The 21169-nt window shown below is 72.3% G+C and carries 22 protein-coding genes; 10 read left to right on the forward strand and 12 right to left on the reverse strand.

Going from position 1 to position 21169, the window contains the following annotated elements; translation table 11 throughout:
• Positions 1 to 94 precede the first annotated feature (94 nt).
• Genes ACWD4O_RS23970 through ACWD4O_RS23995 form a run of 6 tightly spaced genes read right to left on the reverse strand, consistent with a single transcriptional unit; the run spans position 95 to position 5425 of the window.
• The gene (locus ACWD4O_RS23970; RefSeq protein WP_451282664.1) at positions 95 to 1321 is read right to left on the reverse strand and encodes a cytochrome P450 family protein; all 1227 of its coding nucleotides are present in this window, start codon (positions 1319 to 1321) and stop codon (positions 95 to 97) included.
• A complete protein-coding gene (locus ACWD4O_RS23975) occupies positions 1318 to 2628 on the reverse strand; it encodes a cytochrome P450 (protein ID WP_451282666.1) in 1311 nt (436 codons plus the stop codon). Before ACWD4O_RS23975 ends, ACWD4O_RS23970 begins: the two co-directional genes overlap by 4 nt.
• Positions 2625 to 3278 carry a GTP-binding protein gene (locus tag ACWD4O_RS23980; protein WP_451282668.1) on the reverse strand — a complete coding sequence of 218 codons (654 nt, stop codon included), beginning with the start codon at positions 3276 to 3278 and terminating at the stop codon, positions 2625 to 2627. The genes ACWD4O_RS23975 and ACWD4O_RS23980 overlap by 4 nt, the downstream gene beginning before the upstream one ends.
• A complete protein-coding gene (locus ACWD4O_RS23985; RefSeq protein WP_451282670.1) occupies positions 3247 to 3612 on the reverse strand; it encodes a DUF742 domain-containing protein in 366 nt (121 codons plus the stop codon). The genes ACWD4O_RS23980 and ACWD4O_RS23985 overlap by 32 nt, the downstream gene beginning before the upstream one ends.
• Positions 3609 to 4031, reverse strand: a complete 423-nt coding sequence (locus ACWD4O_RS23990; RefSeq protein WP_450947549.1) for a roadblock/LC7 domain-containing protein — start codon at positions 4029 to 4031, stop codon at positions 3609 to 3611. The genes ACWD4O_RS23985 and ACWD4O_RS23990 overlap by 4 nt, the downstream gene beginning before the upstream one ends.
• On the reverse strand, positions 4028 to 5425 hold the full coding sequence (locus ACWD4O_RS23995) for an ATP-binding protein (RefSeq protein ID WP_451282671.1): 1398 nt from the start codon (positions 5423 to 5425) through the stop codon (positions 4028 to 4030). The genes ACWD4O_RS23990 and ACWD4O_RS23995 overlap by 4 nt, the downstream gene beginning before the upstream one ends.
• 277 nt (positions 5426 to 5702) lie before the next feature.
• On the opposite strand from ACWD4O_RS23995, the gene ACWD4O_RS24000 reads away from it, so the two are divergent.
• Entirely contained in the window at positions 5703 to 5900 is a 198-nt protein-coding gene (locus ACWD4O_RS24000) for a hypothetical protein (RefSeq protein WP_451282673.1), read from the forward strand.
• A gap of 4 nt (positions 5901 to 5904) precedes the next feature.
• Here the strand turns inward: ACWD4O_RS24000 and ACWD4O_RS24005 are convergent, their stop codons facing one another.
• The 4 genes from ACWD4O_RS24005 to ACWD4O_RS24020 form a co-directional block, all read right to left on the reverse strand.
• Entirely contained in the window at positions 5905 to 6372 is a 468-nt protein-coding gene (locus ACWD4O_RS24005) for a hypothetical protein (RefSeq protein ID WP_451282675.1), read from the reverse strand.
• Positions 6373 to 6552: 180 nt separating this feature from the next.
• Positions 6553 to 7839, reverse strand: a complete 1287-nt coding sequence (locus tag ACWD4O_RS24010; protein WP_451282676.1) for a DUF3500 domain-containing protein — start codon at positions 7837 to 7839, stop codon at positions 6553 to 6555.
• 109 nt (positions 7840 to 7948) lie between these two features.
• Positions 7949 to 8317 (reverse strand): ArsR/SmtB family transcription factor, encoded by a 369-nt coding sequence (locus tag ACWD4O_RS24015; RefSeq protein ID WP_450947554.1) that lies wholly within the window; start codon positions 8315 to 8317, stop codon positions 7949 to 7951.
• A 152-nt stretch (positions 8318 to 8469) separates the two neighbouring features.
• On the reverse strand, positions 8470 to 8844 hold the full coding sequence (locus ACWD4O_RS24020) for a roadblock/LC7 domain-containing protein (protein ID WP_351907201.1): 375 nt from the start codon (positions 8842 to 8844) through the stop codon (positions 8470 to 8472).
• Positions 8845 to 9037: 193 nt separating this feature from the next.
• Between ACWD4O_RS24020 and ACWD4O_RS24025 the strand changes: the two genes are divergently transcribed.
• Entirely contained in the window at positions 9038 to 9691 is a 654-nt protein-coding gene (locus ACWD4O_RS24025) for a phosphoribosyltransferase (protein WP_451282677.1), read from the forward strand.
• A 60-nt stretch (positions 9692 to 9751) separates the two neighbouring features.
• On the opposite strand, the gene ACWD4O_RS24030 is transcribed toward ACWD4O_RS24025, so the two are convergent.
• Positions 9752 to 10321: a hypothetical protein gene (locus tag ACWD4O_RS24030; protein WP_451282679.1), complete on the reverse strand. Its 570-nt coding sequence runs from the start codon at positions 10319 to 10321 to the stop codon at positions 9752 to 9754.
• An 84-nt stretch (positions 10322 to 10405) separates the two neighbouring features.
• On the opposite strand from ACWD4O_RS24030, the gene ACWD4O_RS24035 reads away from it, so the two are divergent.
• Both ACWD4O_RS24035 and ACWD4O_RS24040 read left to right on the forward strand, forming a co-directional pair.
• Positions 10406 to 11191: a cyclase family protein gene (locus ACWD4O_RS24035; protein ID WP_451282681.1), complete on the forward strand. Its 786-nt coding sequence runs from the start codon at positions 10406 to 10408 to the stop codon at positions 11189 to 11191.
• On the forward strand, positions 11188 to 12828 hold the full coding sequence (locus ACWD4O_RS24040) for a thiamine pyrophosphate-binding protein (protein WP_451282683.1): 1641 nt from the start codon (positions 11188 to 11190) through the stop codon (positions 12826 to 12828). The genes ACWD4O_RS24035 and ACWD4O_RS24040 overlap by 4 nt, the downstream gene beginning before the upstream one ends.
• 27 nt (positions 12829 to 12855) lie before the next feature.
• Here the strand turns inward: ACWD4O_RS24040 and ACWD4O_RS24045 are convergent, their stop codons facing one another.
• Positions 12856 to 13977, reverse strand: coding sequence for a WD40 repeat domain-containing protein (locus ACWD4O_RS24045; protein ID WP_451282685.1), 1122 nt, complete (start codon positions 13975 to 13977; stop codon positions 12856 to 12858).
• Positions 13978 to 14220: 243 nt separating this feature from the next.
• Between ACWD4O_RS24045 and ACWD4O_RS24050 the strand changes: the two genes are divergently transcribed.
• From ACWD4O_RS24050 to ACWD4O_RS24075, 6 genes are all read left to right on the forward strand, one after another.
• Positions 14221 to 15075 (forward strand): ABC transporter permease, encoded by an 855-nt coding sequence (locus ACWD4O_RS24050; RefSeq protein ID WP_451282934.1) that lies wholly within the window; start codon positions 14221 to 14223, stop codon positions 15073 to 15075.
• Complete coding sequence (locus ACWD4O_RS24055) at positions 15072 to 15959, forward strand: carbohydrate ABC transporter permease (protein WP_450947561.1); 888 nt, start codon at positions 15072 to 15074, stop codon at positions 15957 to 15959. Before ACWD4O_RS24050 ends, ACWD4O_RS24055 begins: the two co-directional genes overlap by 4 nt.
• 46 nt (positions 15960 to 16005) lie before the next feature.
• The gene (locus tag ACWD4O_RS24060; RefSeq protein WP_451282687.1) at positions 16006 to 17655 is read left to right on the forward strand and encodes an extracellular solute-binding protein; all 1650 of its coding nucleotides are present in this window, start codon (positions 16006 to 16008) and stop codon (positions 17653 to 17655) included.
• Positions 17656 to 17705: 50 nt separating this feature from the next.
• A complete protein-coding gene (locus ACWD4O_RS24065; RefSeq protein WP_451282688.1) occupies positions 17706 to 18761 on the forward strand; it encodes a LacI family DNA-binding transcriptional regulator in 1056 nt (351 codons plus the stop codon).
• 22 nt (positions 18762 to 18783) lie between these two features.
• Entirely contained in the window at positions 18784 to 20739 is a 1956-nt protein-coding gene (locus ACWD4O_RS24070) for a DUF2264 domain-containing protein (protein ID WP_451282690.1), read from the forward strand.
• Positions 20740 to 20920: 181 nt separating this feature from the next.
• On the forward strand, positions 20921 to 21124 hold the full coding sequence (locus ACWD4O_RS24075; protein WP_351907225.1) for a cold-shock protein: 204 nt from the start codon (positions 20921 to 20923) through the stop codon (positions 21122 to 21124).
• The last annotated feature ends 45 nt before the right edge of the window (positions 21125 to 21169 follow it).

The following is a 21169-nucleotide window of genomic DNA, read 5'->3' on the forward strand; positions in this document are numbered from 1 at the left end:
GGCCACGATTCACAAGCCGCCCGCGGGGCCGTTAGGTTCAAGGAACCGCGGGGGTACGACCGGTACGGGGGACTGGTCGCACCCCCGTGTGCGTTCAGCCCCGGAGCCGCACCGGGATCTCCTGCCAGCCGCTCGCGATGAACGAGGGCACCTGCTGCAGCTCCTCGCCGCCGGTGTCCAGCCGCAGCTCGGGGAACCGGTCGAAGAGCGCCGTCAGCGCCGTCAGCGCCTCCATCCGGGCCAGCGGAGCCCCGATGCACCGGTGCACACCGAGCCCGAAGGCCAGATGGTCGTCGGCCCTGCGTGCCGCGTCGAACACCTCCGCGTCCGGCCCGTAGTGCGCCGGGTCCACGTTCGCTGCCGCGTACGTGGTGACGATGGCGTCCCCGGCCGGGATCGTCACGTCACCCACCTTCAGGTCGCTGACGGCGAACCGCAGCGGCAGCGTGGCGATCGACGGGTACAGCCGCAGCGTCTCGTCCACGACGGCGTCCCAGGAGATCTCGCCCCGCCGCACGGCCGCCAGCTGCTCGGGCCGGCGCAGCAGCGCCACCGTCGCGTTCCCGATGAGGTTCACGGTCGTCTCGAAGCCCGCCCCGATGACCAGCAGCAGCGTGTACACCAGCTCCTCGCCGCTCAGCCGGTCGCCGTCCTCGTCCCGCACCCGGATCAGCTCGGTCGTCAGGTCGTCGCCGGGGTGCTCGGTCCGGTGGGCGATGAGCGCGCCCAGCACCGTGCCGATCTGCTCCTGGACGAACGCGGCGTGCTCCGGGGTCGGGTCGGACGTGTCCATGATCGCGGCGATCAGCCGGGCGGTGGCCTCCCGCAACTCCTCGGGCACGCCGAAGAGTTCGCAGATGATCCGCATCGGCAGCGGATGCGCGAACCCGGCCTTGAGGTCGACGACCTCTGCGCCGTCCTTGTCCAGGGCGTCCAGCAGCTCCGCGGTGATCGCCTCCACCCGTCCCCGCAGCACCTCCGTGCGCCGGTGGGTGAAGCTCGGCGCGACCAGCTTGCGCAGCCGCGCATGGTCGGCGCCGTACGTGGAGAGCATGTTGACCACGCCGACCCAGCCCAGGATCCAGCCCCAGGACGGGTGCTCGCCCAGCTCCGGCCACTGCCGCCAGTGCCGGCGCGGGTCCTTGCTGACCTGGGGGTCGAGGATCAGGTCCTTGAGCGTGTCGTACCCGGTGGGCGCCCAGGCCGGGATGCCGCCGGGCAGCTCGACGGGCACGATCGGCCCCAGGGCGCGCAGCCGGGCGCTCTCACCGGGGATGTCGGCGCCCAGCGGGTCGAGGGCGATGCGGTCGGTCACGGTCACGAAGGAGCTCCTGGCTGTTCGGGAGAGGCAGACGGAGAGGCAGACGCAAGGGAAGAGACAGAGCGGGACGCGGAGGAAGACGCGGAGGGAGCGGGCGTGCGGGGGCTGAAGCGGACGGGCAGCGCGGTCAGCGAGCGATGGAAGGGACCAGGCCGCCAGTCGAGCCGCTCACGGGGCAGGACGGGATCGAGATCGGGCAGCCACTGGGTGAGCCGCTCGATCGCCTCGGTGACCAGCAGCAGCGTGTGCTGCTTCACCGGACAGGCGTGCGCGCCCGCGCCCCACGACAGATGCGAGGCGTCGTTGGGATGCCGGCCGCGGGTCACCTCCTGCTCCGCGAACAGCCCGAGCGCCCCGTACGACACCACCACCGGCACCGCGTCGCGCAGCCACACCCCGTGGAAGGCGACGGGCCTGCGGGCGTAGTAGATGCCGTAGTTGGCCAGCGGCGTCTCGTGGTGCAGCACCTCGACCACCGCGTCCATGACCGGCCGGGCGCCGCTGGTGAGCGTGGAGTAGTACTCCGGGTTCCCCAGGATCCGGGACAGGGTGTTGGACACCAGGTTCGCGGTCGGCTCGTACCCGGCCCCGAGGGTGAGGAACACCTGCCAGGTGACCTCCTCCGGGGTCAGCCCGGCCGGGTGGTCGAGGAGCCAGCTGGGCAGGTCGTCGCCGCGCTGCGCGGCCTTGGCGGCGATGACGTCCAGGACGTACTGGGCGTACAGCGCCTCGCCCTCGGCGGCCTGCGCGCCGCCCTCCATCATCTTGCCCAGGCCCGCCTCGAGCCGGTCGCCCTGATCGTCCGGCAGCCCGAACAGGTCGTTGAAGACCAGCGCCATCAGCGGCCGGGAGAAGTCCGCGACCAGGTCCGCCTCACCGCGGGGGCCGATGCGCGCGGCCAGCAGCCGCACCGCCCGGTGCACGCGTCCCCGCAGGTCGTGCGGTTCCACCAGGTCGAACACATCGATGAGGGTGGTGCGGTAGCGCACGTGCGCCGCGCCGTCGGCGAACAGCGCGTTGGGCCGCCATCGCATCATGCCGAGCACCGGCGAGTCGACGGGGACCGTCGTCTCCCAGGCCCGCGGGTCGTGCGAGAACGTCTCCTCGTCGTGCAGCACGTCCAGCGCCGCCCGCCGCTCGGTGACCACGTACGCCGGCACCCCGGGCGCCAACTCGGCCCAGCCGATGGGACCTTGGGCGCGCAGGGCGGCGTAGTAGCGCTGCGGATCCGGCGCGAAGCCGTCCTCCCACAGCCGTACGGGCACGGAGCGGGAGAAGTCGCGCCGGTCCGGGGGATAGGTCGTCACCGGGCCTCCACCGGGTCGCGGCCGATCAGATGGTCGACCAGCGCGAGCAGCGCGTCGATCGAGGAGTTCGGGTCCCGGGCGTCGCAGGTCACCATCGGCGTCCCCGGCTCCAGGTCCAGTGCCCGGCGCAGCCGCTCCTCGCCGTAGTGGCGGGGCGTGTCGGGGAAGGCGTTGAGGGCCACCGCGTACGGCAGCCCGCTCTCCTCCACCAGGCCCAGCACGTCGAACGACGCGTCGAGCCGACGGCTGTCGACGAGGACGAGCGCGCCGAGCGCCCCGTAGGCGATGTCGTCCCACAGCGCCCGGAAGCGCTCCTGCCCGGGCGTGCCGAACAGGTACAGCACGACGTCGCCGGACAGACTGATCCGGCCGAAGTCGATGGCGACGGTCGTCGTGGACTTCTCCCGCACCCCGGCCAGGTCGTCGACCTGCGCGGACGCCTCGGACAGATGCTCCTCGGTGTGCAGCGGCCGGATCTCGGACACGGAGTCGATCAGGGTCGTCTTGCCCACCCCGAACGGCCCCGCGACCAGGATCTTCACCAGGTCGCGAGCGGTGTCGGGGAGGTGGACGACGCCGGGCGCGGCGTCAGGTGCTGCGGTGCCGGGCGCTGCGGTGCTAGGGGCTGAGCTTGAGGGCGCGGAGGCCATCGGCCACTCTCTTCAACAGGTCGGGGTCGAACCGTTCGGCGGGCGGGATCGGCGCACGGGCGGTGATCAGGTTCCGGTCGACGAGACCGGCCGCCAGCACCCGCACCGCGGAGAACGGCAGCCTGAGCAGCGCGGCGGCCTCCACCGTCGCCAGCGAACCGCCCTCCAGGGTGTCCAGCAGGGCGAGTTCGGCGGCGGGGAGGCCGACGGGCAGCGGCTCGTCGCTGCGGGTCAGCACCGACAGCCGCTCCAGGTGGGGGCGGCTGGGCCGGGCCACCCCGCCGGTCGACAGGTAGGCGGGAACCAGGGGGCGGCCGGCCGGGCGGCCGGTCATGCCGACGCGTTGTCGTCGGCTCCTCGGGGCGCTGCCGCCATGGCCTTCTCGCCCAGTCGCGCCACCTGGGAGTGCACCCGGTGCGCCAGCAGGTCCAGCCGCACCTCGCCGTCGCCGTACGCGGCCACACAGGTGCCGTGGTCGGTCGGCACGATCAGCACGTATCCGAGGTCGGACTCGATGACGATCTGCCGGATCTCGGCCCGCTCCCGGTCGGCGAACGCGGCCGCCGCGGTACGGCAGGCCCCCTGCACCGTGCTGGTGATGGCGGCCACCCGCTCGGCCGACGGCTGGGACAGGGCGTCGGTGTACCCCGTCACGAGGCCGTCCCGGGTCAGCATGACGGCGGCCAGCACGTGCGGCACCTGCAGGACCGGTTCCAGCACCCATGCCGTGTCGCCCGTGTTGCTGCTGGTCATCTGTCCGTACCCCCTTCGTTGTCGGTCGGGTCGATGTCGTCGGCCGGGGTGTTCCCGGCGGCGTTCTGCGCGCGGGCGGCGGCCGTGCCGGACTGCAGTGCGCCGAGCGAGGCCGCCGCCTCCTCCGGGCGGCGCGCGGGGCGCCGCGTCGGGGGCGGCGGCGGTGCGGCGGCGGCCCGGGTGCGGCGCCGGCGCTGCGGCAGGCCCTCGGCGTCCTCCGGCTCGTGGTGCCCGGGAGGGGCCTCGGGGGCGCCGGCCTCCGTCCCGTACGCGTGGGCGTGGGCGGAGGCGGGGGTGGGTGCGGGCCGGTCGGGCACCGCTCTGCGCGTCGTGCGCGGGGCGCTCGCGGCCGGGGGCCGGTCGACCGGGTCGAGGTGGCTGAGCAGATGACTGTGCACCCGCAGCACCGCGCGCACCCCGCCGTACGGCGAGGCCGAGGAGACGTCGACGCCAAGGTCGAACTGCCGGGTCAGCCGGCCGATCGCGGCCAGCCCCATGCGCGGCGGATCGCCCAGGTCGGTCAGCAGGATGAGGTCGTCGCCGGCCACCAGCCGCTGGGCGCGGTCGCGTTCGTCGCGGGTCATGCCGAGACCGGCGTCGTCGACGGTGACGCACACCCCGTGGTGGACGTGCTCCAGGCTCACCACCACGTCCGTGTCCGGGGACGAGTGCCGGAGCGCGTTGTCGAGCAGTTCGGCGACGATGATGGCCACCGGCTCCACGGCGTGCGAGACCAGGGCCGTACCGGCCTCGAGGTGGTTGTGGACCTGGACCCGCTGGTAGCCCGCGAGCCGGGCCTGGCCGCCGGTCACCGCGTCCACCAGATGGGACTCCTCGCGGGCCAGCCCGACCCAGGCCCCGCACACCACGGCGGCGACCTGCGCACGGCGCAGCGACTGCTCGTTCTCATGGTCCAGCCGGAACAGCGTCTGCGCCAACTCCGGGTCGTCGTAGCGCTGTTGGAGCCCGCGCAGGGCGTCCTGCAGTCGGTAGAGGGCGGCCTGGATCTCCCGGACCGCGCCCCGCATCCCGGCCTGTGCCGCGGCGTCGACCCGGGTGCGCTGGGCGGCCACCTCGGACTGCAGCGCCAGCAGCACGTTCTCCAGGGCGATGCCCAGTGGGGTGCCGACGGTGAGCGGCTGGAGCGGGCCCGGCACGGCAAGGTGCGGATGCGCCACGTGACGGGCGGCGGCGGGCACCCGCTGCGCGGCCAGATGCTCGACCTCGGCGGTGAACGCCCGCAAGGAGCCGTCGAGTCGGGTGCGCAGCGCGGCGATCTCCGCTCGCTGCCGGGTCTGTTGCCGCCGCAATCGCAGCACCCCGCCGCCGAGGGCGAGCGCGGACAGTGTGCCGGCGGCCAGGCCGCCGGCCACCAGATCCGGTAATTCGATCATCGCTTGGGTTCCAGAAAGGTCGGGCGTCGTCACGGAGTTCAGGGCAGGGGTGGGTCCGACGGGCTCGGACCGGGCACTCGCAGCACAGTACACACCGTCATCGATCGCTCCCGCACGGTTGAGCGATACTTGGGTCCGAAAGTGCCAGCCTTCTGTTCGCTTCTGCGTCGACTGTCGGGAATGCCGTAGGACTCCGAACGGGCGTTGCGCTCACCCGTGCCGGTGAGCGCGCGCTGCCCGCGCGTACCACCGGCGTGCCCCCTCGCGTTGGTCCGGCATGGACCGAACTCCTCCCGTGGGGCCCCGCGACGACTGCCCGTCCGGTCTTCTCCACGCCCGGTGGGCGGGCGGCCCGCACTGCCGGGTGCCGATCTACGCCGGGCTCGTCGCGGAGTGGCGCGCCCGCGGCCGGACCGTGCCCGCCCGCCCGGACCTGCACTGGGTGTCCCTGGTCCGGCCCTCCCGCCGTCCGTGACGGGTCACGGACGGCACGCCGGGGTCAGCACGGCCAGCGTGCCGTTGGCCTGGCGCAGCGCGAACTCCAGCGTGACGGGCGCGTGCAGCGAACCGGTCCCGTCCGGCGGGACCAGCCACTCCAGGGACCGCGCCGCCCGGTACGGCGGCGGCACCGCCACCCAGGAACCCCGGCTCGCGCGCCGCAGTCCCGCGCCGATCCACCGGCTGCCGGGATCGGGCGGCAGGAAGAAGCCCACCCGGTGCGCCGCGGTGTCCACCAGCGTCGGCCCCGGCGCGGGGCGCGAGGCCTGCCACAGCAAGTCCAGGGTGAGCAGGCCCAGCCGGTCGGGCACGCTGAGCACGTCCCAGTAGCGGCCCGCCTCCAGGAGGGCGATCCCCTCGCCCTGGTCCCACTCCCGCTTGCACGTCCGTGGGTCCGTCGCCGCGGCGGCGAGCCACTCCACGCCGCGCATCCACATCGCATCGCTCATGTCGGCTCCGTGTGACCTCCCCGGCGGCCGCATGCCGACCGGGCATATGCATGCTGGTGGATATTTCTATGGGGTGGAAGGGGTGGCGAACCCTGGCGTTTCGGTCTCTTTCGTTCGACTTTCGCGCCGTTGTTCCATGTTCTGTGTCGTTCTGGGTTCCCTGTCGTTCTGGTGGCCGTTCTAGTGGTCGTTCTCCAGGTGCAGTTTGAGCAGGTCCACGCCGTAGTCGCCGCCGTTGGGGGTGCGGATGATGGTGTGGATGTGCTGCTGGGTGGGCGTGCGGCCGGTGCCGTAGGCGATCGGGGACTGGGCGTCGTACTCGATGAGCACGACCGGGCTGTGCACGCGGTAGTAGAAAGCGGAGCTGTCCTCGGTCTCGCCGATCCAGTAGAAGTACGTGTCGTCGAGGTGCTCCTCGACCTCCGTCATCTTCACCTCGGCGTGACCGTCGTTCATGTTGCCGACGTACACGCGGACCAGATCGAGGAGGCTGTTCTGCTGGGCGGCGGTCCACCCCTTGGCGGCCAGGCCCTGGTAGGCGAGCTGGGCGTTGTCCTGCCCCGCGCCGGCCTTGAAGTTGTCGCCGGCCTTGCTCTCGGAGGAGACGACCTTCTTCTGCTGCGCGGAGGTCAGGGACCGCAGCACGGTCAGCCCCGCCGTGGTCTCCTTCTTGAAGAGGGTGATCTTCTCGCCGTTGTAGGTGGCCGAGGTCGGCTCGGAGCCCATGAAGGTGGGCGTCATGACGACCTGGTCGCCGAGCACGAAGTAGTTGATGGCCACATGGTGACCCTCGTACTGGAAGCCCCATGGCTCGGTGGTCGACGGCGTGCCCATGAAGGTGAAGAAGTAGGCGCCCTCGGTGAGGGTGTCCCGGCCGCCGCCGCTGTAGTCGCCCAGGAACGCGTTGAGCTTCATGATGTTGCGGGTCTGGGTGAGCCCCTCGGCGGAGAGTGCGACGCCGAGCAGCGCGTAGCCGAGGTTGCGCTGCTTCTCGGTCAGGTCGCCCATCCGGGCGCCCTCGCGCTGGTAGCCGTCGACGTTGCTCCAGGCCAGCCACTCGTCGTCGTCCACCTCGAAGACGGACGCCTTGCGCTCCGCGGCGGTCAGCCCGTCCAGGAAGGCCTGGGCGGCCTTGACCACCTTGTCGGTGGAGACGTCCGTGGCGTGGATCGAGTACAGGTCGTCCACCACCTTGCCGTCGGTGGTGACCCCGACGAAGTCGGCGTACTTGACCTCGCTCGCGCCGGGGCCCATGCCTCCGGCCCCGCCGCCGGGGCCGCCGGAGGGGCCCCCGGACGGCATCCCGCCCGGGCCGCCGTACGAGGCGGAGGCCGCGGCGTCGGAGGAGCTGGACGAGCAGCCGGTCATGGTCGCCATCGCGGCGACTCCGCCGGCGAGCAGCGCCTTGTTCATGAACCAGCGACGGCTGCGCTCGGTTTCGGGGGTGCGTGGTCGGTGTCCGTGCATGAAGCCCAAGCTTCACGACGTACCTGAAGGAAACCTGAAGCCCGTCGAGCCCGTCCCGGCAGGTCCTCCAGGTCCTCCAGGTTCCCCCTCCGGGCCGCCGCAGGTCCCGTCAGGCCCCGCCGGGGCCGCCCTGGGGCACCGACAGCGGCAGCTCGGCCTGGCGCAGCTCGGCCAGCAACTCGTTCTGCCCCGCGAGGAGTTCGGTGAGGATGCGGCGGGCGGCCCGCAGCAGCTCTGCCACGTCACCGCCCGCCAGCGCGTAGCTGACCGTCGAGCCCTCCCGGATCGACACCACGATCCCGGACCTGCGCAACACCGCCAGCTGCTGGGACAGGCTGGACGGTTCGATCTCGATCTCGGTGAGCAGGTCCCGCACGGCCACGGGGCCGCCCTGCAGCAGTTCGAGGACCCTGATGCGCACGGGGTGCCCGAGCATGCGGAAGAACTCGGCCTTGGCCTGGTAGAGGGGAACCTGCATGGTCGGTCGCTCGCTCCCTGCCGCGTTCGGTGCCTGGTTCTCGATCCTGGTGGCTGGGGGCTCCGCACACCCGTGTGATGCGCTGATCTGGATGTGTCGAGATGAAGAAACCTTCAATTCGACGGCATGCGAAGCCGCGGACCTCCGGTCGTCTACACCTCGAGCTCGGCTTCGATGCGCTTGAGCTGGTGCCGGGCCATGGCCAGATTGGACCGGTCACGGTCCAGGACGAGGTAGAGGAACAGCCCGCTGCCGCCGCGCCCCTTGAGCAGCCGGATGAGGTGGTACTGGCTGCCGAGCGTGATCAGGACGTCCTCGATCTCGCCCTTCAGACCCAGGTGCTCCATGGTGCGGACCTTGGCGCGGATCACATCGGTGTTGCCGGCCGCGGCGACGTTCAGGTCGAGGTCCTTGCCGCCGCCGAGCGTGCCGAGTGCCATGCCGCTGGTGTAGTCCACGACGGCGACCCCCAGCGCCCCCTCCACCGCGGTCATCGTCTCCTTCATCGAGATCTCCACATTCGCCATGGCGTTCTCCTGCCGGTTGCACGGGTCCGGGCTCCTCCGGCCCCGTTGGTCCACCGACCGTACGGAGCCCGTCCCCCGACGGGGTGACACGCTCCGGGACTGGACCAAGGAGCTTCGGAAGACGAAGACCTCCGCACCTTTCTGATCGCACAGATATGTGAATTGAGCGGATCGACAGGGGTACGCGGCGACCATGCGGTTCCTCGATCGACGGCAGGCCGGACGGAAACTGGCCGACCCGCTGCGGGCCCGGCAGGAGCGCGGCCTGCTGCCCGACCCCGTCGTGCTCGCCCTGCCGCGCGGCGGCGTCCCCGTGGCCGCGGAGGTCGCCCGGGTGCTCGACGCCCCGCTGGACGTACTGGTCGTACGGAAGATCGGCGCTCCCTTCCAGGAGGAGTTCGGCGTCGGCGCGATCACCGGCGACGACGAGGACGCCCACTTCGACGAGGACGCCCTGGCCGCGCTGGGCCTGAGCGCGGCCGCGCTCACCCCGGTCGTGGAACGCGAACGCGCGGAGCTCCGCCGCCGCGAACGGTTGTACCGGCACGGCCGCCCCGCCCCCGACCTGCGGGAACGCACCGTGATCGTGGTGGACGACGGGCTCGCGACCGGGGTCACGGCCCGCGCCGCCCTGCGCTCCGCACGCCGCCGCGACCCCCGGCGGGTCCTGCTGGCCGTGCCGGTCGGTGCGCGGGAGACGGTGGATCTGCTGCGCGCCGAGGCCGACGACGTGATCTGTCTGCATCAGCCGGCCCACTTCACGGCCGTCGGCCTCTGGTACGACGACTTCCAGCAGCTCTCGGACGCCGACGTGCTGCGAGCCCTGCAGACGGCGGCCGAGCGCTGAGCGGCCCACTGAGCGCCGCGCCGTCGGACGTCCGCGGAGACGTACTGTGTGCTCGCCGGGTCAGTTCTGTGGCAGCCACTTCTCCAGGGCGTCGATCAGACGGTCGAGCGCGGGCTCCTCGGTGGAGCGGTCCGTCATGACCGTACGGCCGTCGAACCGGAGCGTGTACTGGAACAGGTCGGCCGCCCCCATGTTCATCGTGAACGACGGGACGTCGTCGAGCGCCGGATCCCCGAGCAGCGTGCGCAGCTTCGTGAACTGGGCCGCGGTGGTGCGGTGCACCGCGGACTCGCCCTTGTCGGAGGTGCGGACGGTGCCGTCGCCCCGGAGGATCACCTCCTTGTTCACCCCGGCGAAGCCACCGCTGACGGTCATGACGACCAGCTTCTGATCCGGTCCGGTGACGGGCACCGGCGACGGACTCGCGGACGCCGGAACCGACGGGGATGCGGAGGCGGACGCGGAGGGCGTGGGCGGGCCGGCGGGGGACGAAGGGGACGCGGTCAGCGTGGCGCGTGCGGTGTCCGTCGGCTTCTTCGTGTCCCCGCCGTCCCCGCCGTCCCCGGGGGAGCAGCCGACCAGGGCCAGCACGCCGGCCGCGCACACCATCGCCGAACTCCGAGCGAGCACTGCGCACTCCTCGCGTGTCGATGCCTGAGTAACCGTCATATCAGAGTGCCATGCTGTGCGTTCCGCCGTCTCCCGGGAGGAAGCATGTCCCAACCGTCCGTTCTCGCCGCACTGGTGTCCGCGCTGCGCGGTGGGTCCATCGAAGTCGTCGACCTCACCTCACCGCTGTCGTCGTCCACGCCGGTGATCCAGTTGCCGCCCGAGTTCGGCCAGACGGCGGTGTTCGAGCTGGAGGAGATCAGCCGGTACGACGACCGGGGGCCGGCCTGGTACTGGAACAACTTCCGCAGCGGCGAGCACACCGGCACCCACTTCGACGCCCCGAACCACTGGGTGACCGGCCAGGACCTCGACGACGTGGCGTCCGTGCCGGCCGGCCGGCTGATCGCACCCGCCGCCGTGCTCGACTTCGCCGCCGAGGCGGCCGAGAACCCCGACTTCCTCGTGGAAGTGGAGCATGTGAAGGCGTGGGAGGCCGAGCACGGACCGCTGCCCGAGGGCGGCTGGCTGTTGCTGCGCACCGGCTGGGACGCCCGCGGCCACTCCCAGGAGGCGTTCCTCAACGCGGACGGGACCGGCCCGCACACCCCCGGCCTGTCACCGGAGTGCGCCCGCTGGGTGGCGCAGGAGTCGCCGGTGATCGGCCTCGGAGTGGAGACGGTGGGCACCGACGCCGGACGCGGGCACTCGTTCGACCCGGCGTTCCCCTGCCACTCCTATCTCATGGGCAGCGACAAGTACGGACTGACCCAGCTCCGGAACCTGGCCGCGCTCCCGGCCACCGGCAGCGTCGTCATCGCGGGCCCGCTGCCCATCGTCACGGGATCCGGCGCGCCCGCGCGCGTGCTCGCCCTGGTGGAGCGCTCATGAAGGTCGCCGAAGCCGTCGGCCGGGCGCTGTCCGCGGCCGGGGTCCGCCAGGTCTTCGGCGTGGTCGGCTCGGGCAACTTCCACCTGACCAACGCCATGGTCGCCGCCGGGTCGAGCTATGTCGCCGCACGTCACGAAGGCGGCGCGGCGACGATGGCGGACGCGTACGCGCGCGTGAGCGGCACCCTGACGGCACTGAGCGTCCACCAGGGCCCCGGGCTGACGAACGCCCTGACGGGGATCGCCGAAGCGGCCAAGAGCCGTACGCCGCTGCTCGTCCTGGCGGCGGAGGTGACCGAGCCGCGCTCCAACTTCCACATCGGCCAGGAGGCCCTGGCGCGTGCGGTGGGCGCGGCGCCGATGCGGATCACCTCGGCCGAGGACGCGGTGGAGCAGGCCCTGGCGGCGGCGCGGCGCGCGGTGCAGGAGCGGCGCACCGTGCTGCTCGGCCTGCCCCTGGACGTACAGGCCCTGGAGGCGCCGGACGGCGTCCCGGCGCAGCCCGGGCCACTGCCCGCACGGGCGCCGGTCGAACCGACGGCGGCCGATGTGACGGCACTGGCGCACCTCCTCGAAGGGGCCCGGCGGCCGGTGTTCGTGGCGGGCAGGGGCGCCCGCTCGCCCGGCGCCGCGGACGCCCTGGAGGCGCTGGCCGACCACTGCGGCGCGCTGCTGGCCACCTCCGCCGTGGCACGCGGCCTCTTCCACGGCAACCCGTGGTCGCTCGACGTCTCCGGAGGCTTCGCCTCGCCCCTGGCGGCCGAGCTGATCGGGGCCTCGGACACCGTCGTGGGCTGGGGCTGCGCGCTGAACATGTGGACGATGCGGCACGGCGCCCTGATCGGCCCCGGCGCGACCGTGGTGCAGGTCGACGACGAGGCGTCGGCGCTCGGCGCGCACCGCAAGCTGGGGCTCGGCGTCACCGGCGACGTGGAACTCACCGCGCGGCGGGTGCTGGCGGCGGGCGGCGAGAGGCGGCAGGGCCGCCGCACCGCCGACGTCGCCGCGGCCGTCGCGGCCCGGGTGCGGTGGCGGGACGTGCCCTACGAGGACCTGAGCGGCGGGGGCCGGATCGACCCCCGCACGCTGAACATCGCGCTCGACAACCTGCTTCCCGCGGAGCGGGTCATCGGCGTGGACTCCGGCAACTTCATGGGCTACCCGGTCATGTATCTGTCGGTCCCGGACGAGAACGGCCTGTGCTTCACCCAGGCGTTCCAGTCGATCGGCCTGGGACTGGCGACCGCGATCGGCGCGGCCCTGGCCCGGCCGGACCGGCTCCCGGTGGCCGCACTCGGAGACGGCGGCGCGCTGATGGGCGCCGCGGAACTCGACACGGTGCGCAGGCTCGGACTGCCGATGGTGGTCGTCGTCCACAACGACGACGGCTACGGAGCCGAGGTGCACCACTTCGGCCCCGACGGACACCCCCTCGACACGGTCGAGTTCCCGGAGACCGACATCGCCGCCGTGGCCCGCGGGTACGGCTTCGAGGCGGTGACCGTGCGCGAGCGGGCCGACCTGCGGGCGGTGCAGGACTGGCTGTCCGGTCCGCGCTCGGCCCCGCTGCTCATCGACGCCAAGGTGGTCAAGGACCGCGGGTCCTGGTGGCTGGAGGAGGCGTTCCGCGGGCACTGACCACCGTCAGCTCAGACCACCGTCAGCTCAGATCACCGTCCCGACGGCGTAGAGGCTGGCCATGCCCGCGTCGGTGAGCACCCCGAGGCGGCCGCCGACCCAGGTCAGCGCGGAGCGCCGTACCGAGTGCTCGATCGGGAAGCGGAGGAGGGGGTGCAGTTCGGCCAGGTCGAGCACATGGACCTCGTCCCGGTGCGAGACGGCCAGGCGGCCGCCCTCGGCATCGATCGCCAGATCGCCGCGCGCGGAGTCGAACGGCAGCGTCCGGTCCGTGGGGTGCGTCCCGTCGGTGAGGTCGAGACAGTGCCAGCGCCAGGTCCCGTACCGGTCCTGGGCGATCAGTCGCGTGCCGTCCGGTGTGAACAGCAGCTTGGCCACCATCGCGAACTCGCCCGACCAGGTGTGCCGCACCCGGCCGTCGGCCACCTCGCGCACGACCACCTCGCCGGGCCGCGCGCAGTACGCGAGCAGGGCGCCGTCGGGGGAGAGGGCGCCTTCCATCTGGAGCGAGTGTCCGCCGTGCGTCGTCGCCGGGACGGTCTCGCGGAACAGCTCGCTCCCGTCGGTGAGTTCGGTGACGACGACATCGGGCTCGGCGTACCAGACGGCGCGGGTGCCGGCCCCGCCAAGGAAGCTCACCGGGTGCGGGTTGTGGGCGGTCAGGGCCTCGAACTCGCCGAACGGGACCGGCCCGGCGAAGATCTGGTGGTCGCCGCGCACCAGGAGCCGCTTCAGCTCCGGAACATGACGAACCTGCCAGGCCAGCCGGCCGGCGGGCATCGACACGCTGTCGGCCAGACCGCCGTCCTCGTCGACCAGGAACAGCCGCTCACGCTTGTCGGTGTCGTCGAACCGGTTGCACAGCAGCCGTCCCTCCACCGCCTCGGCCACCATGGCGCCGGTGTAGGCGGGGCCCAGATACCGGTGCATGACCGGTTCTCCCGGGGCGGCCGTGGGATCGCTGAGCACGAACCCCTTGCGCAGCCTGGCCCACTCCTGCTTCAGCGCGTACTCCGGCCCGGCCCCCTCCTTCCTCGTCCGCCGCTCCCGGCCGGCGGAACCGGCGCGGGTCTCGACGAAGCCGTCGGCGCAGTGGCTGGTCCAGGTCCGGCCCGTGGCCGGGTCGTTGAGGTGTCGTGTGCGGGGCATGTCTCGATCCTTCACCGAAGCGGGCGGCTCCGACGCGCAGTTGTGTCAGAAGTGTTGACCGGGTCTCTGGAAACGTTTTAACTTCACCTCACTCGGCCCTCGAGGGGAGGAGACTCCGTGGCGACGTTGCTGCGTGAGAACCCCAGTAAGACGGAAGAGAGTAGCTCGTCCCGCCGTTCGATGCGACGGCGAAGTGAGCGGAAACGTTTTCAGGAACGGCGCAACCGGACCCTGTTCCTGCTCATGCTGCCGGGGCTCGTCTACTTCCTGGTGTTCCACTACGGCGCGCTCGCCGGGAACCTCATCGCCTTCAAGGAGTACGTGCCCTTCGACGGCGTCTGGGGCAGCCCCTGGGTCGGACTCGGCAACTTCCGGCGGATGTTCGAGGACACCGGGTTCTGGGACGCCGTCCTCAACACCCTCTGGATCGCGGTTCTCCAGCTCGTCTTCTACTTCCCGGTCCCGCTCGCCCTCGCCCTGCTCCTGCACACCCTCACCTGGAGCACCGTCCGCCGCTTCGTGCAGTCGGTGGCCTATCTGCCGCACTTCATCTCATGGGTGATCGTCGTCGCCCTGTTCCAGCAGGTGCTGGGCGACACGGGCCTGGTGAACGGCTATCTCGGCGACGCGGGCCTCAGCACCGTCGACATCATCGGCAACCCCGACGCCTTCCGGCCGCTCGTCGTGGCCCAGGTGATCTGGAAGGACGCCGGCTGGGGCACGATCATCTTCCTCGCCGCGCTCTCCCAGGTCGACGAGCAGCAGTACGAGGCCGCCGCCATCGACGGGGCCGGCCCCTGGCGGCGGTTCTGGCACATCACCCTGCCCGCCATCCGGCCAGTGATCGTGCTGCTGCTCATCATGCGGCTCGGCGACGTCCTCTCCGTCGGCTTCGAACAGATGCTGCTCCAGCGCGACGCCGTCGGCCCGCAGACCGCCGAGGTCATCGACACCTTCGTCTACTACCGGGGCATCGTCGGCGGCGACTACGGATTCGCCGCCGCCGCGGGCCTGTTCAAGGGCGTGATCGGCGCCCTGCTCGTGTACGCGGCCAACAAGGTCGCCCACCGCCTCGGCGAACAGGGGGTCTACCGTTGAGCGCCCATGTCCGGCCCGGCTGGATGGAGAAGCCGCGACCGCTGACCCAGGCCGCGAAGGCCGTCGCCCTCACCGCGGTCGTCCTGCTGGTCTGCGTGCCCTTCCTGGTCATCCTGTCCACCTCGCTCGCCGCCCCGCGCGAGGTCGTGGCGAACGGCGGCTGGGTGCTGTGGCCCGAGCACCCCACCCTCCAGGCGTACCGGGACATCCTCGACGGAGGCATCGTCACCCACGCCCTCGCCGTCAGCGCCGGGGTCACCGTCGTCGGCACCGCGCTCAGCCTCGCCTGCACGGTCGCCCTCGCCTACGCCCTCTCCCGCCCCGGGGTGTTCGGCGGCCGCCCGGTCCTGCTGCTGATCCTGTTCACCTTCCTCTTCCCACCGGGCATGATCCCCGGCTTCCTGCTGGTCAAGGAGCTGGACCTGCTGGGCAGCTACGGCTCGCTGATCCTCCCGGTGCTGGTCAACGTCTTCAACCTGGTCGTCCTGCGCGGCTTCTTCCAGGGCATCCCCGAGGAGCTGTACGAGGCGGCCCGCCTCGACGGCGCAGGGGACTGGCGGGTGCTGTGGTCCATCGTGCTGCCGCTGTCGAAGGCGGCGCTCGCCGTCGTCGGACTGTTCTACGCGGTGGCCTACTGGAACTCCTGGTTCTACGCCTCGCTCTACCTCGAGAGCGACCAGTGGCCGCTGCAACAGGTGCTGCGCACCTACGTCGTGGCCGGCTCCGGCCTCACCGACACCACCACCGGCGAGGCCACGGTCAACGCGCCGCAGACCATCCAGATGGCCGTGCTGGTGATCGCCACCGTGCCGATCCTGCTCGTCTACCCCTTCCTCCAGAAGTACTTCACCAAGGGCGTCCTCACCGGCGCCGTCAAGAGCTGAGCGACACCACCGCATTCAAGAGCCGCACGCAGAAAGGTCATTCGTCATGCCCAGCATGTCCCGACGCACGCTGCTGCGATCCATGACCGCCGGTGGCGCCGCCGTCGCCGTCCCCGGTCTGCTCACCGCCTGCTCCACCGGTTCGGACGACGGAGACGTCTCCAACGCGGGCAAGGAACTGAACCCCTGGCCCGCCTACGCGGCGCCCGCCGGACCCCGGCCCGACCTCGCCCCCACCGCAGCGGGCGTCCAGGCCGGCTTCACCTCCTACCCCTCCTCCCTGGTCACCTCGGTCGCCCGGACCCCCGGCGACGGCTCCACCGTGCGGGTCCTCACCGTCACCTTCGGCACCCCGCCCAAACCGGCCGCCCGGAACCAGTACTGGCGGGCCGTCGAGAAGGCCCTCGGTGTGAAGATCGAGTTCACCGTGGTCCCGCAGGCCGACTACCAGAAGAAGATGGCCACCGTCATGGCCGGCGACCCCGACTCCCTGCCCGACGTCATCAACGTCTTCACCGGGGTCACCCTGCCCCGCGAGGCCCAGTTCGTGCAGCGCAGAGCCGAGGACCTGACCCCGCACCTCTCCGGCGCCGCGGTCCGGGACTACCCCAACCTCGCCGGCATCCCCACCCACGCCTGGCACGACATGGGCCGCATCGGCGGACGGCTCTACGGCATCCCCCTCGAACGCCCGGTGCCCGGCTCCACCCTCTGGCTCAACCAGGGCGCGTTTATCGAGGCCGGCATGAAGAACGGCTGGACCTCGACGGACTTCACCGCCGTGGCCAGGAAGGGCACCCACGGCAAGCGGTACGCGCTCGGCGCCTCCGTCGGCTCCCTCTTCGGCAACGCCGTCCACGCCGCCGCCCACAACGCCCCCAACGCCTGGGCCGTCGACAAGAACGGCACCTTCCACCCCCACTACACCGACGACCGCTACAAAGCCGCCGTCGCCTTCCAGGCCCAGCTCCGCAAGAACGGCTCCTACCACCCCGACGCCACCTCGATCTCCTCGGTGGACCTCAGCACCCTCTTCCTCAACGGCACCGTCGCCTCCCTCCAGGACGGCTTCGGCGCCTACCAGAGCCGCTACCCCGACGCCGAGGGCCTGCTGACCCCGGCGCCCGCCCTCCCGTACAGCGTGGACGGCACGCCCGGCGGCATCGTCGCCGCCCGCCGCTCCTTCGGCTACACGATCCTGAAGAAGGCGGGGAAGGAACGCATCCAGCTGCTGCTGCGCCTCCTCGACCACCTCGCCGCCCCCTTCGGCACCAAGGAGTGGGAACTCGTCCACTACGGCCTCGAGGGCGTCCACTTCACCCGCGGCAAGGACGGCTCCCCGCAGCCGACCGAACTCGGCCAGGTGGAGAACGTCTCCAACCTGCCGTTCCGCTACCTCGCCGAGGGCCCCCAGGTGCTGTTCCTGCCGGGCCTGCCCGACGCCGTACGAGCCCTGCACACCTGGCAGCAGGCCGTGGTCCCGGTCGCGATCCGCAACGCCTCCTTCGGCCTGAAGTCCCGCACCGAGACCTCCCAGGGCGCCACGCTCAAGGCCCTGATGGACGACACGATCACCGCCGTCGTCGCCGGCCGCGCCCCGATGTCGGAGTACGACGAGGCGGTACGGACCTGGCGCTCCCGGGGCGGCGACAGAATGGCCGGGGAATTCGCCGAGGAGTACGACGCCGACACCTGAGTCGGCGGCAGCGGCGGACCTGGACACGGCCGAGGGGAACGGGGAGCGACATGACGGCACAGGGGCGGGTGACCATCCGAGAGGTGGCCGAACGGGCGGGCGTGTCCGTGGCCACGGTCTCCCGCGTGCTCAGCGGCAACTACCCGGTACCGCCCGCCACCCGCACCCGGGTCCTGCGCGCCGCCCGGGCCCTCGACTACGTCGCCAACGCACACGCGCGTGCCCTCGTCGGCGGCGGCCGCAAGACGGTCGCCGTCGTCGTGCGCCAGGTCACCAGCCCGTTCTACGCGCAGGTCGCCGAGGGCGTCGAGGCGGAGGCCGCCGTCCACGGCCGGCTCTGCCTGGTCGGCACCACCGGCGGCGACCCGCAGCGCGAACTGGAGTTCGTGCAGCTCATGCGGGAGGAGGGGGCCCGGCTGGTGATCCTGGTCGGCGGGGTCGTCGAGGACGACGCCTACCGGGAGCGCGTCGCCCACTACGCCCAGGCCCTCGACTCCGCCGGCGCCCGCCTGGTGCTGTGCGGACGCCCCGCGCCCGACCCCGACATCCCCGCACTCGTGGTCGAGTTCGACAACGAGGCCGGGGCCCACGCCATCACCGGGCACCTGCTCTCGGCCGGCCACCGCAGAATCGTCTTCCTCGGCGGACTGCCCGGCAACACCGCACTGGACGCCCGCGTCCACGGCTACCGGGCCGCCCTCGCCGAACACGGACTGCCGCCCGAGGCCGCCCATGTCGTCGACTGCGGCCTCGGCCGGGCCGCAGGCCTGCGCGCCATGGCCCGACTCCTCGAGGAACGCCCGGAGTTCACGGCCGTCTTCGCAGGCGACGACATGGTCGCGGCCGGCGCGCTGCGCGCCATCGCCGAGGCCGGACTGCGCGTCCCCGACGACATCTCCGTCGTCGGCTACAACGACATCCCGCTCGCCGAGGACTTCAACCCGCCCCTCACCACCGTCCGCACCCCCGCCGAGGAACTCGGCCGCGCCGCCGTGCGCATCGCCCTGCGCGACCCCGAACACGCCGCCGGCACCCACCATCTGCTCGGCACCCACATCGTCGTACGCGACAGCGTCGCCGCGCCCCCACCCGGGCGCGCCCACTGACAGACGGAGGTACCGCCCCCGTATGACCGCGCCGCATCTGTCGGCCGACGCCGGCCACCTGCCGCCCCCCGACCCCGACCTGTCCCCCCGCACCGGCTACACCCGCGCCCACTGGGAGGCCACCGCCGACCGGCTGCTCGCCGCGCTCCGGCCGTACGCCACCCCCGGCCTCGCCCAGTACCGGCTGCCCGGCCGCACCGGCCACTCCGGCGCCTGGTCGGACGGCCTGGAGGGCTACGCCCGCTCCTTCCTGCTGGCCGCCTTCCGCATCGCGGGCTCGCACGGCGCCGTCGGCCCCGACCTCGTCGAGCGCTACGCCGCAGGGCTCGCCGCAGGCGTCGACCCCCGCCATCCCGAGCACTGGCCGCCCATCACCGACCGGAGCCAGCCCATGGTCGAGGCCGCCTCCGTCGCCATCGCCCTGCACGAGACCCGCCCCTGGATCTGGGACCGGCTCGACGACACGACAAGACAGAGAGCGGTCGACTGGCTCGGCGGCTTCGTCGGCGCCACCGTCAACGACTCCAACTGGCGGCTCTTCCAGGTCATCGCCGAGGAGTTCCTCGCCTCCGTCGGCGCCCCGCACGACCGCGCCGAGATCGACGCGGGCCTGGACCGCCTCGACGACTGGTACCGGGGCGGCGGCTGGTACACCGACGGCGACGGCCGCAAGTTCGACTACTACAACGCCTGGGCCCTGCACCTCTACCCCGTCCTGTGGGCCCGGGTCGCGGGCCCCCGCGCCGACCCGGCCCGCGTCGCCGTCCACCGCGCCCGACTGCGCGAGTTCCTCGGCGTCCACCAGTACTTCTTCGGCTCCGACGGCGCCCCCGTCCACCAGGGCCGCTCCCTCACCTACCGCTACGCCGCCGCCGCACCGCTCTGGGCGGGCGCCCTCGCCGACGCCACCCCACTGCCGCCCGGCCGCACCCGCCGCCTCGCCTCGGGCGCCCTGAAACACTTCACCGACCACCGAGTGCCCGACGAACGGGGCCTGTTGAGCCTCGGCTGGTACCGCCCCTACCTGCCCGTCACCCAGCCGTACTCGGGACCGGCCTCCCCGTACTGGGCGAGCAAGGCCTTCCTCGGCCTGCTCCTGCCCGCCGACCACCCCGTCTGGACGGCACGCGAGGAAGCGGGCCCCGTGGACACCGCCGACCGGCAGCTCTCCCTGCCCGCACCGGGCTGGCTGCTGCACTCGACGGCCGCCGACGGGATCGTCCGCCTGGTCAACCACGGCAGCGACCGCCTCCCGCCCCCGCCCGCCGCCTCCGACGACAGCCCCCACTACACGGGCTTCGCCTACTCCACCGCGACCGCGCCCGAGACCCCGCCCCCCGGCGAGGAACCGGGCCCCGACAACCGCATCGCCTTGCTGACCCCCACCGGCCCCTCTCGGCGGGGCCGTATCCACCCGCTGTACGCGGACGGCCGGCGCGCGGCGTCCTGGCACACCCCGCTCGGCGGCCCGGACGGCGACGAGCGCCCGCACCTCACCACCGTGAGCGTGGTGCACGGACCGTGGGAGATCCGCGTGCACCGCGTCGACGCCCCGGCGGGCACGCCCGTCCGGGCCGGCGGCTGGGCCGTGGCCTGCGACGACGCCCCGCCCGCCGGGCAGACCGGCCGGACCTGGGCGGTGGCCCGCCGGGCCGACGGACTGACCTCGGCCCTCGTCGGCCTGCTCGGCTGGGACGCCGCCGTCGCCGAGGTGGCACAGGCCCGCGGCCACAACGCCCACGGCGACCACTCGGCCGTCCCGGTCCTCACCGCACCGCACCCGGGGGGCACGCTGCTGCTGGCGACTCTGGTGGTCCTCACCGCCGACCCACTGGTCTCGGCGGACGGTCCGACGGGCGCGAGCGCGGTCCTCGCCCCCGACGGCGGCGTGCGGCTGCGCTTCCCGGACGGCACGACCGAGAACGACATATATTTTGCGGCCCACGGGACCGGCTACCGGACAAAACGCGCGTATTAATATGCCGTGCTATACTCGTTACTAGTTGCAGTTGTGGTTCCCGAAACTTCAAGTGCCTCGGCGACTGGATGTCGTCGGGCACTTTTGTATCTCCGGTGCTTATCCGGACGGGGTTCATTTGTGGCAACGCAGGGGTTCACACAGAGTGAGCCCGCGGGCACTGCCCCGAAGGAGATCTGACATGGCTACTGGCACCGTCAAGTGGTTCAACGCGGAAAAGGGCTTCGGCTTCATCGAGCAGGACGGCGGCGGCCCCGACGTCTTCGCCCACTACTCGAACATCGCCGCCCAGGGCTTCCGTGAGCTCCAGGAAGGTCAGAAGGTGAACTTCGACGTCGTGCAGGGCCAGAAGGGCCCGCAGGCGGAGAACATCACCCCCGCCTGACGCGGAACAGCATGAAGCAGCCGGGGCCCCCACCCAGTGGGGGCC

Source organism: Streptomyces sp. NPDC002623, assembly GCF_053592635.1.

Excerpts from the sequence above, each read along its gene's own strand:
- ACWD4O_RS24015 (WP_450947554.1), bottom strand. The coding sequence starts at position 8,317 with ATGCAGGTTCCCCTCTACCAGGCCAAGGCCGAGTTCTTCCGCATGCTC.
- ACWD4O_RS24020 (WP_351907201.1), bottom strand. The coding sequence starts at position 8,844 with ATGGCGAATGTGGAGATCTCGATGAAGGAGACGATGACCGCGGTGGAG.
- ACWD4O_RS23985 (WP_451282670.1), bottom strand. The coding sequence starts at position 3,612 with ATGACCGGCCGCCCGGCCGGCCGCCCCCTGGTTCCCGCCTACCTGTCG.
- ACWD4O_RS24000 (WP_451282673.1), top strand. The coding sequence starts at position 5,703 with ATGGACCGAACTCCTCCCGTGGGGCCCCGCGACGACTGCCCGTCCGGT.
- ACWD4O_RS24025 (WP_451282677.1), top strand. The coding sequence starts at position 9,038 with ATGCGGTTCCTCGATCGACGGCAGGCCGGACGGAAACTGGCCGACCCG.
- ACWD4O_RS24065 (WP_451282688.1), top strand. The coding sequence starts at position 17,706 with ATGACGGCACAGGGGCGGGTGACCATCCGAGAGGTGGCCGAACGGGCG.
- ACWD4O_RS24035 (WP_451282681.1), top strand. The coding sequence starts at position 10,406 with ATGTCCCAACCGTCCGTTCTCGCCGCACTGGTGTCCGCGCTGCGCGGT.
- ACWD4O_RS24045 (WP_451282685.1), bottom strand. The coding sequence starts at position 13,977 with ATGCCCCGCACACGACACCTCAACGACCCGGCCACGGGCCGGACCTGG.
- ACWD4O_RS23995 (WP_451282671.1), bottom strand. The coding sequence starts at position 5,425 with ATGATCGAATTACCGGATCTGGTGGCCGGCGGCCTGGCCGCCGGCACA.
- ACWD4O_RS24005 (WP_451282675.1), bottom strand. The coding sequence starts at position 6,372 with ATGAGCGATGCGATGTGGATGCGCGGCGTGGAGTGGCTCGCCGCCGCG.
- ACWD4O_RS24040 (WP_451282683.1), top strand. The coding sequence starts at position 11,188 with ATGAAGGTCGCCGAAGCCGTCGGCCGGGCGCTGTCCGCGGCCGGGGTC.
- ACWD4O_RS24060 (WP_451282687.1), top strand. The coding sequence starts at position 16,006 with ATGCCCAGCATGTCCCGACGCACGCTGCTGCGATCCATGACCGCCGGT.
- ACWD4O_RS24050 (WP_451282934.1), top strand. The coding sequence starts at position 14,221 with ATGCTGCCGGGGCTCGTCTACTTCCTGGTGTTCCACTACGGCGCGCTC.
- ACWD4O_RS23980 (WP_451282668.1), bottom strand. The coding sequence starts at position 3,278 with ATGGCCTCCGCGCCCTCAAGCTCAGCCCCTAGCACCGCAGCGCCCGGC.
- ACWD4O_RS23990 (WP_450947549.1), bottom strand. The coding sequence starts at position 4,031 with ATGACCAGCAGCAACACGGGCGACACGGCATGGGTGCTGGAACCGGTC.
- ACWD4O_RS24010 (WP_451282676.1), bottom strand. The coding sequence starts at position 7,839 with ATGCACGGACACCGACCACGCACCCCCGAAACCGAGCGCAGCCGTCGC.
- ACWD4O_RS24070 (WP_451282690.1), top strand. The coding sequence starts at position 18,784 with ATGACCGCGCCGCATCTGTCGGCCGACGCCGGCCACCTGCCGCCCCCC.
- ACWD4O_RS24075 (WP_351907225.1), top strand. The coding sequence starts at position 20,921 with ATGGCTACTGGCACCGTCAAGTGGTTCAACGCGGAAAAGGGCTTCGGC.